The organism is Pseudoxanthomonas daejeonensis (assembly GCF_010093205.1).
GTDB classification, from domain to species: domain Bacteria; phylum Pseudomonadota; class Gammaproteobacteria; order Xanthomonadales; family Xanthomonadaceae; genus Pseudoxanthomonas; species Pseudoxanthomonas daejeonensis.
On the sequence record NZ_PDWN01000008.1, the window covers coordinates 1 to 16,908 of the forward strand.

The 16,908-nt window shown below is 69.8% G+C and carries 17 protein-coding genes; 5 read left to right on the plus strand and 12 right to left on the minus strand.

Going from position 1 to position 16,908, the window contains the following annotated elements; genetic code table 11:
- Nucleotides 1-82: 82 nt before the first annotated feature.
- Together CSC65_RS09095 and CSC65_RS09100 are read right to left on the minus strand one after the other, a co-directional pair.
- On the minus strand, nucleotides 83-382 hold the full coding sequence (locus CSC65_RS09095) for a putative quinol monooxygenase (RefSeq protein WP_162410259.1): 300 nt from the start codon (nucleotides 380-382) through the stop codon (nucleotides 83-85).
- Nucleotides 383-531: 149 nt separating this feature from the next.
- Complete coding sequence (locus tag CSC65_RS09100) at nucleotides 532-1,398, minus strand: class I SAM-dependent methyltransferase (RefSeq protein ID WP_162410260.1); 867 nt, start codon at nucleotides 1,396-1,398, stop codon at nucleotides 532-534.
- A gap of 155 nt (nucleotides 1,399-1,553) precedes the next feature.
- On the opposite strand from CSC65_RS09100, the gene CSC65_RS09105 reads away from it, so the two are divergent.
- Nucleotides 1,554-2,579 (plus strand): NADP-dependent oxidoreductase, encoded by a 1,026-nt coding sequence (locus tag CSC65_RS09105; protein ID WP_162410261.1) that lies wholly within the window; start codon nucleotides 1,554-1,556, stop codon nucleotides 2,577-2,579.
- A 95-nt stretch (nucleotides 2,580-2,674) separates the two neighbouring features.
- Here CSC65_RS09105 and aceK read toward each other — a convergent pair whose 3' ends face one another.
- From aceK to CSC65_RS09120, 3 genes are all read right to left on the minus strand, one after another.
- The gene (gene aceK, locus CSC65_RS09110) at nucleotides 2,675-4,384 is read right to left on the minus strand and encodes a bifunctional isocitrate dehydrogenase kinase/phosphatase (RefSeq protein ID WP_162410262.1); all 1,710 of its coding nucleotides are present in this window, start codon (nucleotides 4,382-4,384) and stop codon (nucleotides 2,675-2,677) included.
- Nucleotides 4,385-4,511: 127 nt separating this feature from the next.
- Entirely contained in the window at nucleotides 4,512-4,868 is a 357-nt protein-coding gene (locus CSC65_RS09115; protein ID WP_162410263.1) for a YgiW/YdeI family stress tolerance OB fold protein, read from the minus strand.
- 102 nt (nucleotides 4,869-4,970) lie between these two features.
- The gene (locus CSC65_RS09120; protein ID WP_162410264.1) at nucleotides 4,971-5,846 is read right to left on the minus strand and encodes a LysR substrate-binding domain-containing protein; all 876 of its coding nucleotides are present in this window, start codon (nucleotides 5,844-5,846) and stop codon (nucleotides 4,971-4,973) included.
- Nucleotides 5,847-5,954: 108 nt separating this feature from the next.
- On the opposite strand from CSC65_RS09120, the gene CSC65_RS09125 reads away from it, so the two are divergent.
- Nucleotides 5,955-6,182: a hypothetical protein gene (locus CSC65_RS09125; RefSeq protein ID WP_162410265.1), complete on the plus strand. Its 228-nt coding sequence runs from the start codon at nucleotides 5,955-5,957 to the stop codon at nucleotides 6,180-6,182.
- Between the two features lie 98 nt (nucleotides 6,183-6,280).
- Here CSC65_RS09125 and CSC65_RS09130 read toward each other — a convergent pair whose 3' ends face one another.
- Entirely contained in the window at nucleotides 6,281-8,509 is a 2,229-nt protein-coding gene (locus tag CSC65_RS09130) for an NADP-dependent isocitrate dehydrogenase (RefSeq protein WP_162410266.1), read from the minus strand.
- Nucleotides 8,510-8,859: 350 nt separating this feature from the next.
- Between CSC65_RS09130 and CSC65_RS09135 the strand changes: the two genes are divergently transcribed.
- A complete protein-coding gene (locus tag CSC65_RS09135; protein WP_162410267.1) occupies nucleotides 8,860-10,041 on the plus strand; it encodes a class I SAM-dependent rRNA methyltransferase in 1,182 nt (393 codons plus the stop codon).
- A 40-nt stretch (nucleotides 10,042-10,081) separates the two neighbouring features.
- On the opposite strand, the gene CSC65_RS09140 is transcribed toward CSC65_RS09135, so the two are convergent.
- Together CSC65_RS09140 and CSC65_RS09145 are read right to left on the minus strand one after the other, a co-directional pair.
- Complete coding sequence (locus tag CSC65_RS09140; protein ID WP_162410268.1) at nucleotides 10,082-11,491, minus strand: amino acid permease; 1,410 nt, start codon at nucleotides 11,489-11,491, stop codon at nucleotides 10,082-10,084.
- A gap of 89 nt (nucleotides 11,492-11,580) precedes the next feature.
- A complete protein-coding gene (locus CSC65_RS09145) occupies nucleotides 11,581-11,964 on the minus strand; it encodes a DUF488 domain-containing protein (RefSeq protein WP_162410269.1) in 384 nt (127 codons plus the stop codon).
- A gap of 140 nt (nucleotides 11,965-12,104) precedes the next feature.
- On the opposite strand from CSC65_RS09145, the gene CSC65_RS09150 reads away from it, so the two are divergent.
- Both CSC65_RS09150 and CSC65_RS09155 read left to right on the plus strand, forming a co-directional pair.
- The gene (locus CSC65_RS09150; protein WP_162410270.1) at nucleotides 12,105-13,670 is read left to right on the plus strand and encodes a DNA recombination protein RmuC; all 1,566 of its coding nucleotides are present in this window, start codon (nucleotides 12,105-12,107) and stop codon (nucleotides 13,668-13,670) included.
- A 49-nt stretch (nucleotides 13,671-13,719) separates the two neighbouring features.
- Nucleotides 13,720-14,265: a glutathione peroxidase gene (locus CSC65_RS09155; protein ID WP_162410271.1), complete on the plus strand. Its 546-nt coding sequence runs from the start codon at nucleotides 13,720-13,722 to the stop codon at nucleotides 14,263-14,265.
- Nucleotides 14,266-14,352: 87 nt separating this feature from the next.
- Here the strand turns inward: CSC65_RS09155 and CSC65_RS09160 are convergent, their stop codons facing one another.
- Genes CSC65_RS09160 through mlaD form a run of 4 tightly spaced genes read right to left on the minus strand, consistent with a single transcriptional unit; the run spans nucleotide 14,353 to nucleotide 16,898 of the window.
- On the minus strand, nucleotides 14,353-15,423 hold the full coding sequence (locus CSC65_RS09160) for an MlaA family lipoprotein (RefSeq protein WP_202922861.1): 1,071 nt from the start codon (nucleotides 15,421-15,423) through the stop codon (nucleotides 14,353-14,355).
- Complete coding sequence (locus CSC65_RS09165) at nucleotides 15,420-15,728, minus strand: STAS domain-containing protein (RefSeq protein ID WP_162410272.1); 309 nt, start codon at nucleotides 15,726-15,728, stop codon at nucleotides 15,420-15,422. The genes CSC65_RS09160 and CSC65_RS09165 overlap by 4 nt, the downstream gene beginning before the upstream one ends.
- A complete protein-coding gene (locus CSC65_RS09170; protein WP_162410273.1) occupies nucleotides 15,715-16,380 on the minus strand; it encodes an MlaC/ttg2D family ABC transporter substrate-binding protein in 666 nt (221 codons plus the stop codon). The genes CSC65_RS09165 and CSC65_RS09170 overlap by 14 nt, the downstream gene beginning before the upstream one ends.
- Entirely contained in the window at nucleotides 16,377-16,898 is a 522-nt protein-coding gene (mlaD, locus tag CSC65_RS09175) for an outer membrane lipid asymmetry maintenance protein MlaD (protein WP_162410274.1), read from the minus strand. The genes CSC65_RS09170 and mlaD overlap by 4 nt, the downstream gene beginning before the upstream one ends.
- Nucleotides 16,899-16,908: the final 10 nt, after the last annotated feature.

Here is a 16,908-nt window from a genome sequence, read left to right on the forward strand (position 1 = left end):
GCGGTGGCGTGCTGCGATCCGTGAACTGGCACAGGACGCCAAAGGGCTTGTTGAACGCGACCAGCATCGGAAGGGGCTGGACTCAGGCCAGGTGCAGGCCGTGGCCACCCAGCGGCCGGGTTTCGCTGCGTGAATCGAAGCCGGCGATCAGCGGCCGTCCGCGCGCGATGGCGTCCTTCACCGCGGGCAGTGCCAGCGAACCCTGGTGGCTGGCCGCGCTGTCCCAGACTTCGGTGATCCACAGCGCGTCGTCATCGGCCGGGTCCTCGGCGATGACGTAGCTCAGGCAGCCGGGCATCGCGGCCGTTCCTTCGAGCAGGACATCGGCCAGTGCCGCGCGTTGCCCCGCGATGGCGCGAATCCTTCCGATCAGTCCGTACATGGGCGCTCCGTTCGCGACAGGCAGGGCCGGGATCGACGCGCCGTGCCAGCACCGAATGAATCCGCGCCGGTCCACGGGTGGCCAATGGATCGCGGCGACGTTGCGGGAAGGGGTCGCGCGCGCGGCGCGACCGCCCCTCGCCTCCTGTCTTACTCCTGGCCCGCCTTCTTCACGAAGCGCAGGGTCATCCGGTCGCTCTCGCCGATCGCCTGGTACTTCGCGCGGTCGGCCTCCGGATGGTTGTTCGAAGGCGGCAGCGTCCACACGCCGTTCGGATGGTCCTTGGTGTCGCGCGGGTTGGCGTTGACCTCGCTGCTGCCGGCCAGCTCGAAGCCGGCCGCCTTAGCCAACGCGATGACCTGGTCCTGGCCCACGTAGCCGCTCTTGTCGTCGGCCGGCACGTCGCCCTTGGCGCGGTGCTCGACCACGCCGAGCACGCCGCCGGGCTTGAGCACGTCGTAGAAGCCCTTGAACATGCCCTCGGCCTGGCCGGCGCTGCGCCAGTTGTGCACGTTGCGGAAGGTCAGCACCAGGTCGGCCGAGCCCGGCGCGCCGAACGACGGCGACTTCGGGTCATAGGCCACGACCGCGGCCTTGTCGAACTGCGCCGCGGCACCGGCGAATTTCTTGGCCAGGCCGTCCTTGCCCTTCTGGTAGTAGTCGCGCTGGCGGCCGGCCTCGTACGCGGCCGGATCCACGATCGCGGCGACGTACTTGCCGTCTTCGCGCAGGTAAGGCGCGAGGATCTCCGCATACCAGCCACCACCGGGGGTGATCTCCACGACGGTCTGGTCGGGCTTGATGCCGAAGAAGGCGAGGGTTTGTCCGGGATGGCGATAGGCGTCGCGCGGCGTGTTGGCCGGATCGCGCCACTTGCCGTCGATGGCAGCCTGCAGCGCGGCATCGGGCGCGGGCAGCGTGGCCGTGTCGGCCGGTTTGACGGCCTGCGCCATCGGCGCGGCGATCGCGAGGGACAGGCCCAGCAGGCAGGCACGGGAAAGCGGAATACGTGACATCGCGACGCTCCGGTTCAGAAGTTGCGCGAGCCTAGCACGGGGTCCTTAAGGCGACGTCCATGCGGGTGCTGGAACCAGGGTGCGCATGCACATCGACGACCGGATGCACGGCGTATCCTCCGGGCCATCGATGCCACGGCACGGGAGCAGCACGCATGACGACCAATACGCGAATCGTCCTGGCCTCGCGGCCCACGGGCGAGCCCCAACCCGCCAACTTCCGCCTCGAACAAGCCACGATACCGGTGACCGGTCCAGGCCAGGTCCTGCTGCGCAACCTCTACCTGTCGCTGGACCCGTACATGCGTGGTCGCATGAATGCCGGCCGGTCCTACGTGCCGCCGATCGCCATCGATGGCGTCATGGATGGCGGCACCGTGTCGCAGGTGGTGGAGTCGCAACATCCGGACTGGCATGCGGGCGACCTCGTGCTTGCCCACGGTGGCTGGCAGACGCACGCCCTGGTCGAGGGCAGCCAGCTGCGCCGTCGCCTCGATCCGGCCACCGCGCCGCTGACCACCGCGCTGGGCGTGTACGGCATGCCCGGTTTCACCGCATACGCGGGTCTGCGCGAGATCGGCAAGCCGCAGCCAGGCGAAACGGTGGTGGTGGCCGCGGCCGCCGGACCGGTCGGCGCCACCGTCGGCCAGATCGCCAGGCTGCAGGGCGCGCGCGTGGTCGGTATCGCCGGAGGGCCGGACAAGGTCGCCTGGCTGCGCGACGAACTCGGCTTCGACGCGGCCATCGACCATCGCGCGCCGGACTTCGCCGAACAACTGCGTGCCGCCGCGCCGGGTGGCATCGATGTGTACTTCGAGAACGTCGGCGGCAAGGTGTTCGATGCGGTGCTGCCATTGCTCAACGATTTCGCGCGGGTTCCGGTCTGCGGCGTCGTCGCGCACTACAACGCCACCGCCCTGCCCGAGGGTCCCGATCGCGTGCCCTGGCTGCTCACCCTGGTGCTGCAGCGCCGGATCACGCTGCGCGGCTTCATCCAGTCCGACTTCATGCACCTGTACCCGGAGTTCGTGCGCGAGATGGGCGCATGGCTGCGCGATGGCCGCATGCGCTACCGGGAAGATTTCGTCGATGGACTGGAGAACGCGCCGCAGGGCCTGATCGGCATGCTCCGCGGCGACAACTTCGGCAAGCGGATCGTGCGCATCGCGGCGCCGGCATGAGGTCATAGCCGCAGCGCAGCGGGACGAGGTCGCCCGCCGCGGAACGGAAGCTGTCGTTCGCCGGGCCTGTGCCGCTGCCCGCACGACCCGGTGGCTCAGGCCAGCTTCAAGGCTTCCGGATACGGCGGCGTGTCCGGCCATTCGCCGCGGCGCAGCTGCGCCTGCAGCAGCTGCCACCACTGCGGATCGAACAGTTGCCCATGCACCGCCTTCAGCGCCGCGGCCAGCGGTGCGGGCAGGGCCATGAACATCGCGAAGCGTTCGGGGAACACGTCGCCCGCGGCCACGTGGAACCACGGCTCGCTGGCGATCTGCTCCTCGTAGCTGGTGGGCTTGGGCCACTCGCGGAAATGGCACTCGCTGACCGCGCCGATCTCGTCGTAGTCGTAGAACACCACGCGGCGATGGCGCGACACGCCGAAGTTCTTCAGCAGCATGTCGCCGGGGAAGATGTCGTTGCGCGCCAGGTCGACGATCGCCTGGCCGTAGTCCAGCGCGGCCTGGCGTGCGCCATCGGCGGTCTGTTCGCGCAGGTACAGGTCCAGCGGACGCAGCCGGCGCTGCACGTAGCACAACCGCAGCACGACATCGTCGCCCTCCTCTTCCAGGCTGCCGGCGCAGGTCGCGCGCAGTTCTTCCAGCAATGCCGGATCGAAGCGCGCGCGTGGGAAGCGCAGGTGCCGGAACGGCTGCGCGTCGAGCAGCCGGCCGACCCGGTCCAGGCGGAACACGCGTTCGTACTGCGCCTGCACTTCGACCGGCGTCGTCCGCTTGGGCCATTCGAAGCGGTCGCGGATCACCTTGAACACCAGCGGCTGCCCGGGCAGGGTGAACACCGCCATCACCATGCCCGGCGTGCCCTCGGCACGGACCAGCCGTTCGGCCGGATGCGCGTGGAAATAGCGGAAGAAGCTGCGATAGCGCTCGGTCTTGCCCTGCTTGGCGCGGCCGAGCACGGTGTACAGCTCGTCGATGGGCTTGTGCGGCAGCACCGAGCGCAGGAACACCACCGCGTCGCCCACGGTCGGCAGGTCGGCCTGGAAGTAGCTGCGCGAGACGCCGAACAGCTGGGCCACGTCGGCGCGCCGGGTCAGTACCGCTTCGGCGCGGATGCCGTCCTCGCCGTGCACCAGCGCGATCACGCAGGGCGAGAAGCGGTGTTCGCCGTATACGCGGCCGACCAGGTACGCCCGGCGTTCGCGATAGAACACCGTGTCCAGCAGCTCGATGCCGCGCACCGGATGCTCGCCCCAGTGCGCCAGGTCGTCCTGCAGGCGGATGGCTATTGCCGCCGCGCAGCGGGTGCGGTGCGCGTACGGCACGGCGAAGCGGTAGTTCTCCAGTACCCGCATGAAGGTGTCGGTCGGCCGCGTCTCGGAGACGGCGTAGCTGTGCCGTGCCACCGGCAGGGTGATCGCATCGGTCGGCTCGATGTCCAGGGCGACGAACTCGATCGCCGGATCCACGCCGCGGCTGCGGAAGAAGCGCCGGGTCAGCGTGTTGTAGAAGGTCTTGTACAGCTCGACGTCGATCAGTCCGTCGATCAGGCCCGAATAGGCGCCGCGCGCGGCGCCCCACAGCGGGCGGTCGTGGGCCTGCATGCCCAGCAGCGCGGCCAGGCGGCGGCCGCACGCGTCGATGCAGGTGTCGTACAGGCCCAGGCGTTCGGCCGCGTCCTCGCGCGCGCCGGGCCAGTCGCGCGTTTCGAAGCGCCGCTGCGCGCGCCGGCTGATCGCCGCGAAACGCGCGTGGTAGTCGTCGAAGGCGTCGCGGATCTGCGCGGCGATGGCGTCGGCCTGGGTCATGCGCGCATGGTAGGGCGGGATTCGGCCCCGCCGCCACGGCACGTCTGGCGCAAAGCACGCGCTGGAGCGGGGCTTGCCCCGCTGCTTGCTCCGATGGGCCGCCTACAGCAGCGGGACAGGCCCGGGGCTACGGAGCCAGCACTTCCAATGTCTGCACATCGATGTAGCGACCGCCGAAGCCGCGTTCGATCTCGCCGGTGATCCGCACCTTGTCTTCCGGCCCGACCTTGCGGCCCTGCCAGGTCTTGTTCTCGATCTCGACCCGGATCTCGCCGGTCTCGTCGCGGAAGGTGAAGTACTCGTCGCGCAGGTGGCCAACGACATTGCCGGTCAGGGTGACGTCGCTGCCCACCCGGGCATTGCCGACCGCCGCGACGGTGGACGCCTGCGGCGACGCGCTGGGGCCGGTGAACTGGGCGGTTGCCGGGAGGGAAAGGGAAAGCACGGAAAGGGACAACGCGAAAGCGAAGACGATCCTCTTCATCGCATCTACTCCTTGGGGAATGCCGTCCCGGTCGTGGGCGCCTGGCATCGGCATCCCGATTATGCGCATCCGCACCGGCGGACCATGAATGCGCGTGTCCGCTCAGGCGCTCGGCCCGGCGGCCTGCTCCAGCAACCATTCGCGCATGATCGCGAAACCGGGATGCGACACGCTGCGCTCCGGATACACGAGGTAGTGGCCGAATCCGGCCGGCAGGTGCTCGCGCGCCAGCGGGACCAGGCGCCTGGCGCGGACCAGGGGCTCGGCCAGCGTCCAGCGCGCCAGGGCCACGCCCATGCCCTGCACCGCGGCCTGGTGCAGGGTCTCGGTGTCGTCGAAGCGGGCGACGTAGCGCTCGGGCGCTTGCCCGCCGAAGCGCGCGAACCAGTCCTTCCAGCGATCAGCCGGATCGCCCAGCAGCGGGAGTTCCGCCAGTCGATCCAGCGCCGGCTCGCCGTGGCGCTCGACCAGCGCGGGACTGGCGACCGGCACGATCGATTCGTGGAACAGCAGCTCGGCGCGCACGCCCGGCCAGTGGCCTGCGCCCAGGCGCAAGGCCAGGTCCACCGGCTCGCGTTCGAAGTCCACCACGTGCGTGCTCGACTGCAGGTTCAACGCGAGCTCGGGATGCCCAGCCAGGAACGCCGGCAGCCGCGGCACCAGCCAGGCGGTGGCCATCGACGGGATCAGGCTCAGCGTCACCGTGTTGTCGCTGCGCACGCTGGCATGCCGCAGGGCGTGCTCGATGGTGGCCAGCGGTCCGGCGATCGCGTCGAACAGGCGCTGGCCCTCGGGAGTGGGTTCGACCCCGCGCGGACCGCGGGCCAGCAGGCGATGGCCCAGGCGTTGTTCGAGCAGGCGCATGCGATGGCTCAGCGCGCTCACGGTGAGGTTCATGCGCTCGGCCGCGCGGGTCAGGTTGCCGAGCCGGGCGGCGGTGACGAAGGCTTCGACCTGGTCCAGCGGGAGCCGGCTCATCTTGAATTCACCTCAACCCTGATGCGCAGATGTTTCGCTTTTTGCTCGGCAATCGTGGACCTATCTTGGCAGCCGTTCAAGCCGGAGTGCCGGCAACGGAGCGGTGTCATGGATAGCACGAACAACGGGTGGTGGCGGCAACTGGCGGCGATGTACCAGGGACTGTTGTTCCTCGACGGCCATATCGTCGACCCCCCCGCCGCCGCCGGGGAGGATCGCGACGGCGCCGGGCAGGTGCTCGAAGGCGCACGGGCCGGGCATCGGCACCCGCGTGCCCGGATACGCCTCGACGCACGCCGGCTGCGCGCGGGCATCGCGTTTTCGCTGTTCCGCTGACGGTGGTCGCCCGCCGCGCAGCGCGCGCAAACGACGACGCCCGGCCGGAGCCGGGCGTCTGGAGGGCATTGCGGTGACGCGGCTTTCGCCGCGCCGACTCAACCCAGGGTGGCGAGCGCGGCGTTGAACGTCGCCGACGGCCGCATCGCCGCACCGGCCTTGGCCAGGTCCGGATGGTAGTAGCCGCCGATGTCGACCGGCTTGCCCTGTGCGCCGTTGAGCTCGCCGATGATCGTGGCCTCGCCCTCGGCCAGCGCCTTGGCCAGCGGTGCGAACCTGGCCTTCAGGCCCGCGTCCTGGTCCTGCGCGGCCAGCGCCTGCGCCCAGTACAGGGCCAGGTAGTAGTGGCTGCCGCGGTTGTCCAGCTCGCCGACCTTGCGCGCCGGCGAACGGTTGTTGTCCAGGATCAGGCCGTTGGCCTGGTCGAGCGCGGTCGCCAGCACGCCGGCGGAGGCATTGCCGGTCTGCTCGGCCAGGTGTTCCAGCGAGGCGGCCAGCGCCAGGAACTCGCCCAGCGAATCCCAGCGCAGGTAGTCCTCTTCCACGAACTGCTGCACATGCTTGGGTGCCGAGCCGCCGGCACCGGTCTCGAACAGACCGCCACCGGCCATCAGCGGCACGATCGACAGCATCTTGGCGCTGGTGCCCAGCTCCAGGATCGGGAACAGGTCGGTCAGGTAATCGCGCAGGACATTGCCGGTCACCGAGATGGTGTCCTTGCCCTGGCGGATGCGCTCGAGCGAGAACTTCGTCGCATCGACCGGCGACAGCACGCGGATATCCAGCCCGGCCGTGTCATGGTCCTTGAGGTACGCCTCGACCTTGGCGATCACCTGGCGGTCGTGCGCGCGCGCAGTGTCCAGCCAGAACACGGCCGGGGTGCCGCTGAGGCGGGCGCGGTTCACGGCGAGCTTGACCCAGTCCTGGATCGGCGCGTCCTTGGTCTGGCACATGCGCCAGATGTCACCCGCTTCCACCTTGTGCTCGAACACGACCTTGCCGGCGTCGTCGGTGACGCGCACAGTGCCGTCGGCCGGGATGCGGAAGGTCTTGTCGTGGCTGCCGTACTCCTCGGCCTTCTGCGCCATCAGGCCGACGTTGGGCACGCTGCCCATGGTGGTCGGGTCGAACGCGCCGTGCGCCTTGCAGTCCTCGATCACCACCTGGTACACGCCGGCGTAGCAGCGGTCCGGGATCACCGCCTTGGTGTCCTGCAGCTTGCCTTCGGCGTTCCACATCTTTCCGGAGTCGCGGATCATCGCCGGCATCGAGGCGTCGACGATCACGTCGCTGGGCACGTGCAGGTTGGTGATGCCCTTGTCGGAGTTGACCATCGCCAGCGCATGGCCGGCCGCGTACACGGCCTCGACGTCGGCCTTGATCGCGGCCTGCTGGTCTTCCGGCAGCGGGGCGATGCGCGCATACAGGTCGCCGATGCCGTTGTCGGGCGAGAAGCCGACCGACTTCAGCGCGTCGGCGTGCTTGGCCAGCGCATCCTTGTAGAACTCCGAGACCGCCACGCCGAACATGATCGGGTCGGAGACCTTCATCATGGTCGCCTTCAGGTGCAGCGAGAACAGCACGCCCTGCGCCTTGGCCTCGGCGACCTGCGCGGCGATGAAGCCCGCCAGCGCCTTGCGGCCCATCGTCGACGCGTCGACGATCTCGCCGGCCTTGACCGCGACCTTTTCCTTCAGCACCACGGTCTTGCCGTCCGCCTGGACCAGCTCGATCTTCAGGCCGCCAGCGGTGGCGATCGTGGCCGACAGCTCGCTGCCGTAGAAGTCGCCGCCGTCCATGTGCGCCACGTGCGTCTTCGAATCCTTGCTCCACGGACCCATCCGGTGCGGATGCTTGCGCGCGTAGCTCTTCACCGAGGCCGGCGCGCGGCGGTCGGAATTGCCCTCGCGCAGCACCGGGTTGACCGCGCTGCCCTTGGTCCGGTCGTAGCGGGCCTGGATGTCCTTTTCCTTGTCGTCCTTCGGCGCGTCCGGGTAGTCGGGCAGCGGGTAGCCCTGGTCCTGCAGCTCCTTGATCGCGGCCTTCAGCTGCGGCACCGAGGCGCTGATGTTGGGCAGCTTGATGATGTTGGCTTCCGGACGGGTCGCCAGCTCACCCAGTTCGGCCAGGTGGTCGCCGATCTTCTGCGCGTCGCCGAGGTAGTCCGGGAACTGGGACAGGATGCGGCCGGCCAGCGAGATGTCGCGGGTCTCCACGGCAATCCCGGCGGTGCCGGCGAACGCCTGGACGATCGGCAGCAGCGACTGGGTCGCCAGGAACGGGGCTTCATCGGTGAGCGTGTAGATGATCTTCGGCGTGTTCGACATGGTCTGCGGGGGCTCTCTTCGGATCGACTGACAGAACAGGGACGGCCGGGGCGCGGCGGGCGCATGGCCCGATGCCGTCCGGCGGCGGCGAAACCCCCGTATTGTCGCGTGTTTTGGCGGTCGGCGCGCGCAATGCGGCCCCGTGTGCCCGTGCTGCGCGGTATGGCGCGCGGGACTGTCCCGGACAGCGTGCAGGCACCCGGCCATCCCTTCTGCCAGGTGCCGCCGCCGCGGATATCCGGTCCCCGTGGGCGGCCGAAGTCCGGGATGCGTGGCCACCCTCCGCTACGCCTGCCGCCCGCGCACTCCCGGTGCCAGCGTGCCCGGGAAGCGGCCTTTACAATGCGCGCATGGATACCCACTACCCCACCGTACGGCTGAAGAACGCCTGGCGTTCCAGCCATCCCTGGATCTTCCAGAAACTGGTCGACAAGCCCGCGCAGAAGCCCAAGCCGGGCGAAATCGTCGACGCGTTCGACGTCGAGGGCCAGTTCATCGGCCGCGGCTTCTACAACGGCCACTCGCGCATCGCGCTGCGCATCCTCGAGAACGACCCGGCGGTGGCCGTGGATGCCGGCTGGTTCACCCGCAGGATCGGCGAGGCGATCTCGCTGCGCCGCGACGTGTTGAAGCTCGACGAGGTCTCCGACGCCTGGCGCGTCGTGCATTCCGAGGGCGATGGCCTGTCCGGGCTGGTGGTGGACCGCTACGCGGACCTGCTGGTGGTCGAGTTCTTCAGCGCCGGCATGTACCGCCATCGCGAATGGATCTATGCCGCGCTGCGCGAACATTTCCCGGGCGCGCGCATCTACAGCTTCGCCGACGAGCACGTGCAGAAGCAGGAGAGCTTCGACTACCGCCCGGTCTACAGCGGCGGCGGTTCGCCCGAGCCGGCAGTGATCACCGAATACGGGATCCGCTTCCGCGCCGATCCGGCCGGCGCGCACAAGACCGGCTTCTTCGCCGACCAGCGCGAGAACCGGCAGTGGTTCTCGCAGCAGGTGGCCGGCAAGACCGTGCTCGACCTGTGCTGCAACACCGGCGGATTCGCGGTCTACGCCGCGGCGCGCGGCGCGGCCGAGGTCACCGGCATCGACATCGACGAGGCGGTGATCGAAATCGCCAAGGGCAACGCGCGCCTCAACGGGGTCAAGCCGCGCTTCGTGCAGGCCGACATCTTCCCGTGGCTGCGCGACGCGGCCAATCGCGGCGACCGCTACGACGCGGTGATCCTGGATCCGGCCAAGATGACCCGCGACCGCGACCAGGTCATCCCCGCGCTGAAGAAGTACCTGGACATGAACAAGCTGGCGCTGGGCGTGGTCAAGCCCGGTGGCCTGTTCGCCACGTTCTCCTGCACCGGCCTGGTGGCCGAGGACCAGTTCCTGGACATGCTGCGCCGCGCCGCGTTCTACGCCGGGCGCACGGTGCAGGTGCTGAAGGTGGCCGGCGCCGGCGCCGACCACCCGTTCCTGGCCAACGTGCCCGAGTCGCGCTACCTCAAGGCGGTGTTCTGCCGCGTACTCGACTGAGCCAGCCGCCGGCGGAAGGTTTCCGCCGGCGATGCCCCGCTCAGGCGCGCGCCAGCTGGCTGTTGCGGCGCGCGTACACCAGGTACAGGACGAAGCCGAACACGTTCCAGGCCAGGAAATACAGCTGGGTCCGCTGCGGCAGGCTCCAGAACAGGTAGGCGCAACCGGCAATGGCCAGCGGCGCGATCACCCACGCCAGCGGTGTGCGGAAGCCACGCGCACGATCGGGCTCGCGCTTGCGCAGCACCAGCAGGCATACCGACACGGCGATGAACGCGACCAGGGTGCCGGCATTGGCCAGCGCGGCGATCTCGTCCAGGCGGGCCACGCCGGCCAGCGCGGCGACCAGGATCGCGGTGAACACGGTGATCGTCACCGGCGTGCCGGTCTTCGCATTGACCTTGGACAAAGAGCGCGGCAGCAGGCCGTCGCGCGACATCACGAAGAAGATCCGGCTCTGGCCATAGAAGAACGCCAGCAGCACGGTCGGCAAAGCGACCACCGCGGCGACGCCGATCGCCGCGGCCGCCGGGCCGTGGCCCAGCTCGCGCAGGATCAGCGCCAGCGGCTCGGCGCTCTGGCCGAACACGGTGTAGCTCAGTGCACCGACCGCGGCCAGCGCCACCAGCACGTAGATGATGGTGCAGCCGACCATCGAACCGATGATGCCGATCGACAGGTTGCGGCTGGGATCCTTGGTCTCTTCGGCGGCGGTGGAAATCGCGTCGAAACCGTAGAAGGCGAAGAAGATGATCGCTGCCGCTGCCATGACCCCGCGTTCCACGCCGTCGGCACCCATCGACTTGGGGAAGCCGTAAGGCATGAACGGCTGCAGGTTCTCGGCGTTGAACGCCGGCAGGGCGATGGCGATGAACACCGCCAGCGCGACCAGCTTGACCACCACCAGCACCGCGTTGAGCGTGGCGCTCTCGCGGGTGCCGGCCATCAACAGCCCCGCCACGGCGAAGGTGATCAGGATCGCCGGCAGGTTGATGATGCCGCCGGCGTGCGGCCCGGCTGCCAGCGCGGGCGGGATGGTGACGCCGACCCATTGCATGAAGCCGACGAAGTAGCCCGACCAGCCCACCGCGACGGTGCTGACTACCAGCGAATACTCCAGGATCAGGCTCCAGCCCACGATCCAGGCCAGGGTCTCGCCCAGGGCGGCGTAACTGTAAGTATAGGCACTGCCGGCCGCCGGCATCATCGTCGCCATTTCGGCATAGGCCAGTGCGGCGCATGCGCAGACCACGCCGGCGATCACGAACGAAAGCAGCACCGCCGGACCCGCCTTGTCGGCGCCGACCCCGATCAGGGTGTAGATGCCGGTGCCGACGATGGCGCCGATGCCCAGCGCGACCAGGTGCGGCCAGCCCAGGGTCGGGACCAGGCGGCGACCTTCCTCGTGCTGGGTGATGGTGTCGAGCGACTTGCGGCGGTGCCAGCTCATGGATGTCCAGGACGGATGCGAAGCGCGGAGTGTGGCGCAACGCAACGCAGCAAAGCCATCGACCGCCGCGGGCCGGGGTGCGTTCCGCCCTAGGCGCCGGCGTTGCCGCTGCCGTGCAGCAGGTAGTCGCGCAGGGCCACCGCGTTGTTGTGCTCTTCGTCGTGGGCGGCGTAGAGCAGGGTCACCGGTCCACGGACCAGGTAGCCACGCAACCGGGCCAGGGCCTCGGGATTGGCTTCCAGCTCAGCGAAATAGCGCGTGCGGAAGCCGTCCCAGCGCGCCGGATCATGGCCGAACCACTTGCGCAGCGCGGTGCTGGGCGCCAGCGCCTTGAGCCAGGCTTCGGCCTGCAGCGTTTCCTTGCGCAGCCCGCGTGGCCACAGTCCGTCGACCAGCAGGCGCTGGCCGTCGCCGGCTTCCGGCTCCTCGTAGGCGCGCTTGAGATGGATGGGGTGGCGGGTGCGGCTGGCCATGGCGGGGCATCCGGAAGTGCCCGCAGTCTGGGAGCGGGGCGGGAAGGCGGGAGTGAAGGCCCCGGCCTGGCGACCGGGTGCAGGCGAGGATGGGCGCCACGCGTCGCGTCCCCTGCGACCATGGCCGCTACACTTTCGGCATGAACCCAGCCGTCCTGCCCTATGTGATCGTCGTCCTCCTGCTCGCGGCGCTGGTGCTGCTGGCCCTGCTGCTGTGGGGCCGTTCGCCCGGCCGTTCCGAGGGCGCGGTAGGTGAGCTCGACAGCGCGCGCGCCGCCGCACAGGCCGCCGCGGTGGAATCCGGGCAGCTGCGGGGTCGCCTCGAATCCGTGCAGCTGGAGCTGGAGAACGAGCGGCAACGCGCCGCCGCGCAGCTTCAGGCGCTGGATGCGGCACGGCAGAGGATCGAGCGCGAGACCACGCTGCTGGCCGAACGCGAGACGCGCCTGGCCGAGCGCGACGCCGCCCTGGCGCGCGCGCAGGAACGCATCGGGATGCTCGAGGGCGAGCTGGACGCGCAACGCGGTGCCTACCGGCAGCTCCATGGCGAGCACGCCCGCGCGAGTGCGGACCTCCAGCATTCGCGGCAGGCGCAACAGGAGCTGCGCGCCTACCTGGACACCGCGCAGGAAAAGCTTTCGGGCGCGTTCGCCGAGCTGGCCGGCAAGGTGTTCGACGAGCGCGGCCAGCAGTTCGAGAAGAACGTGCGCCAGGCCACCCTGCAATCGCGCACGGACATGGAAGGCCTGCTCAAGCCGTTCTCCGACAAGCTGGGCGAATTCCGCCAGCGGGTGGACACCGTCTACGGCGACGAGGCGCGCGAGCGCGCCAGCCTGCTCGGTGCGGTCGGCGAACTGAAGACGCTCAACCAGGACATGGCGATGCAGGCCGCCGCCCTGACCAGCGCGCTCAAGGGCAGCGCGAAGGTGCGCGGCGACTGGGGCGAGCTGATGCTGGACAACGTGCTGCGCGGTTCCGGCCTGGAGGAGGGCGTGCACTACCGGCGCCAGCAGCATGCCGTCGACGACGAAGGCGCGCGGCTGCGCCCGGACGTGGTCGTGCACTTCCCGGACCAGCGCCAGGTGGTGGTCGACAGCAAGGTCAACCTGGTCGCCTGGCAGGAAGCGATGAACGCGACCACGCCCGAGCAGCACGACGAGGCGCTGCGCCGGCACGCGATCGGCCTGCGCCAGCACGTCAAGGACCTGGGCGACAAGAACTATCCCAAGGCCGTCGGTGGCGAGGCGCTCGACATCACCATCGCTTTCGTGCCGATCGAGGGTGCGCTGTCGGCCGCGCTGGGCGCCGACGCGGACCTGCAGGGATACGCGTTCGATCGGCGCGTGGTGTTCGCCTCGCCGAACACGCTCATGGCGCTGTTGCGCGTGACCGAGCGGTTGTGGACCCGCGACAAGGTGCAGAAGCAGGCGCTGGAGATCAGCGAGGTCGGGGGTCGCGTGCTTGATGCGCTCACCGCCTTCCTTGCCGAGTTCGACACCGCGGGCAAGCGGCTCGATGACGCCAGCCAGGCCTTCAGCCGTGCGCGCAACCGGCTGGTCGATTCGCCGCAATCCGCGTTCAACCGTGCGCGCAAGCTCGCCGAGCTCGGCAGCAAGGCCAGGCGCGCGCTGCCGGCCGAGCTGCAGCCGGACACGATCCAGCAGCTGGCCGCGCCCGCGGCGGGCGACGGGGACGTGCAGGAGTGAGCTTCGCGGGCGGCGCATAATCCAGGGCCCGCCACCTGGACCTGCCGCCATGACCGAAACGCTCGACACGATTCCGCTGGCCACCATCGACGGCCGGCCCGCCACCCTCGGCGACTGGAGCGGCAAGGTGCGGCTGCTGGTCAACGTCGCCTCCAAGTGCGGGCTGACCCCGCAATACGAAGGCCTGGAGCAGCTCTATCGCGAGAAGAAGGACGCGGGCCTGGAAGTGCTGGGGTTCCCGGCCAACGACTTCATGGGCCAGGAGCCGGGCAGCGAGGCGGAGATCGCCAGCTTCTGCTCGGTCAACTTCGACGTGACCTTCCCGATGTTCGCCAAGATCGCGGTGACCGGCGACGGCGTCCATCCGCTGTACCGCGCGCTGGTGGCGGCCCGGCCCGACGCGACTGGCGAAGGCCCGATGCGCGACAAGCTGGCCGGCTTCGGCATCGCCGCCAACCCGGCACCGGGCGTGCTGTGGAACTTCGAGAAGTTCCTCGTCGGGCGCGACGGCAAGGTCGCAGCCAGGTTCTCGCCGGACGTCACTGCCGAAGATCCGCGCCTGCGCGCGGCCATCGACGCCGCCCTGTCCGCCTGAGTGGTACCGGAAAGAAGGAAGGCCCGGGAGTGATCCCGGGCCTTCGTGCTCCTGCGTGCGTGCTCCTGCGTGCTGCGGGGTGCCCGGTCAGCCGCCGGGCAGCGGCAACGGCATCGCGTCGGCCGGCACGATCGGATTGCGCTCTTCCTCTTCGCGCAGGTAGTCCGGCAGGTCGCCTTGCTGGGTGGCCCGGTTGCGGCGGTCGCCCTCGATCTGGAAGGTGCGGCGCTGCAGCCAGGCATCGCGCACCAGCGCGTAGTCGTCGGCGGCATCCGCGCGCATCGCATCCAGCGACAGCAGCTGTGCGCGCGTGTCGACCAGTTGCAGGCCCTGCAGCGTGACCCGGATCTTGTCCTCCTCGACCCGGCGCACGACCGACAGCGGCATGTCGCCGGCCAGGCCGAACACGTCGCGCAGGGTGCGCGGACCGAACAGCGGAAGCTCCACGAACCGCGAGCTGCGCCAGCCCCACATGCCCAGGGTCTGGCCGAAGTCCTCGCTGCGGCGCTTCATCTTCAGGTCGCTGGCCGGATCGAACACGCCGCCGATGCCCAGGGTCGAATTGACCACGAAGCGCCCCAGGGTCTGCACCGCGTCGCGCGGCCGGCCCTGCAGCACCTGGTTGACGAAGGTCAGCGGCGAGCCGAGGTTGTCGAAGAAGTTGGTCACGCCCAGCCGCAGCGGCTGCGGGACCACCGCCACGTAGGCCTGGGCCAGCGGCCGCGCGACCGCGCGGTCGACCGCATTGTTGAACGCGTGGATCTTGCGGTTCATCGGCTCCCACGGATCGTAGGACGAGCGCGCGGCTGTCGCCGGATCCGCGGCGTCCGCATCCTGCGGGGTGGCCGCCGGTGCCTCGCCGTACAGCGCCGCGTAGTCGTCCTCGGCCGCGGTCGGTGCAGCGGTGGCCGCCGCGTCCACCCCGGGTGCCAGGCTGGCCTCTTGTGCCGGCGTCGCAGCGGTCTGCGCGAGCACACCGCCTTCGGCCGTTTCCTCCAGCGACGGGTCGGGCGCCCGCGCGGCGTCCGCAGGCACCGTCGTCCCGGCCACGGGCGTGGCCAGTGGCGCCGCGGCGTCAGCAGCGGGCTTGGGTGCACTGGCGCACGCGGCCAGCATCAGCAGCAGTGCGGGCGCGAGGAGCCTGGACGCAAGGATCATGGCGCCGGATCCGCGAAGCCGAGCGCCGCGTCCAGCCGGTAGGCGGCACGCAGTTCGGCCAGTCCGTCCGGGGTGCCGACGATCACCGGCGCGTCGAGGCGCTCGAGGGCTTCGGCGAGTAGCGCCAACCCGGCGCTGTCCAGGCGCTGCACGCCGGACAGGTCCACGGTGCGCACACCTTCCAGCTGCGGCAGCAGCGCTGGCCACGCCCCGGTGGCCGCGGCGCGGTCGAGGAGACCGCCCAGGCGCAGGACCGACCCGTCGCGATGCAGCGACAGGCCGTGGCCCGGATCAGTGTGCGCCATCGGCATCTGCTTGCGGCTGGAGGGTGCCGGCGCGCAGGTCCGCGGCGACCTGCGCGATCGACTTCTGCCGCAGCGGCGCATCGAACTGGCTGCGGAAGGTCTGCACGTAGGACACGCCTTCGACCATCACGTCGAAGATCTTCCAGCCGCCGTTGTCGCGCATCAGGTAGTCGACCGGGATCGGATTGCCGCCTTCGCGCAGCACCTCGGTGGAAACCTTGACGCCGCGGCCACCCGGCAGCGGGGTTTCGGATTTCAGGCGGATCCGCGGCTTGCCTTCGATGGTCACCAGCGCCGCGCCGTAGCGTTGCATCAGGTTGTCGGTCATCGCGTCGGCGAACAGCTTCACGTCGGCGTCGCTGGCGCCACGGCCATGCGGGCCCAGCACCAGCTTGGCGGCGTATTCGCGGTCGAACACGCTGCGCAGTTCGCTGTCGATGAAGGTGCGCAGCGCGGTCGGGTTCTTCTGGAACTCGGCCCGGCGCGCCTGCAGCGTGGTCAGGATGCGGGTGCCGTTGTCGACGACCTGCTTGCCGGGCGTGGCGGCCGGCGTGGCGGCCGGCGTGGCAGCCTGCTGGGCGTGGACGGCGACCGGCGCGACCGCGAGCAGTGGCAGGGCCAGGACGAGGGACAGGATCAGGGCTCGGTTCATTGCGGTGTCGCTTCCGTGGGGGACGGGTCTTGGGACGTTGGCGGAGGCGGCGCACCTGCACCGGCACCACCGAACATGTACTTGCCGACCAGCTGGATCAGGTCGATCGCCGGCTGGGTGTAGGCGATCTCGTCGCCCGGCTGCAGCGGCTCGGGATCACCGCCCGGCTGCAGGCCGATGAAGCTTTCGCCGAGCAGGCCGCTGGTGAGGATGCCGGCGGAGGTGTCGGCCGGCAGGTCCTTGTAACGATCGTTGATGGCCAGGGTGACCACCGAATCGAACTTCACCGGATCCAGGTCGATCTTCTCGACCCGGCCCACGACCACGCCGCCGATCTTCACCGGCGCCTGCAGGCGCAGCTGGCCGAGGTTGGCGAAGCGCGCGACCAGCGGATAGCTGCCGCCGCCAAAGCCGAACTGGCGGTTGGTCGAGGCGAACGCCAGCACCAGCAAGGAGGCCAGCGCCAGCACGAGGAAGGCGCCGACCGCGAATTCGAGTCTTGGACCACGGATTGCCATGGGGATTACC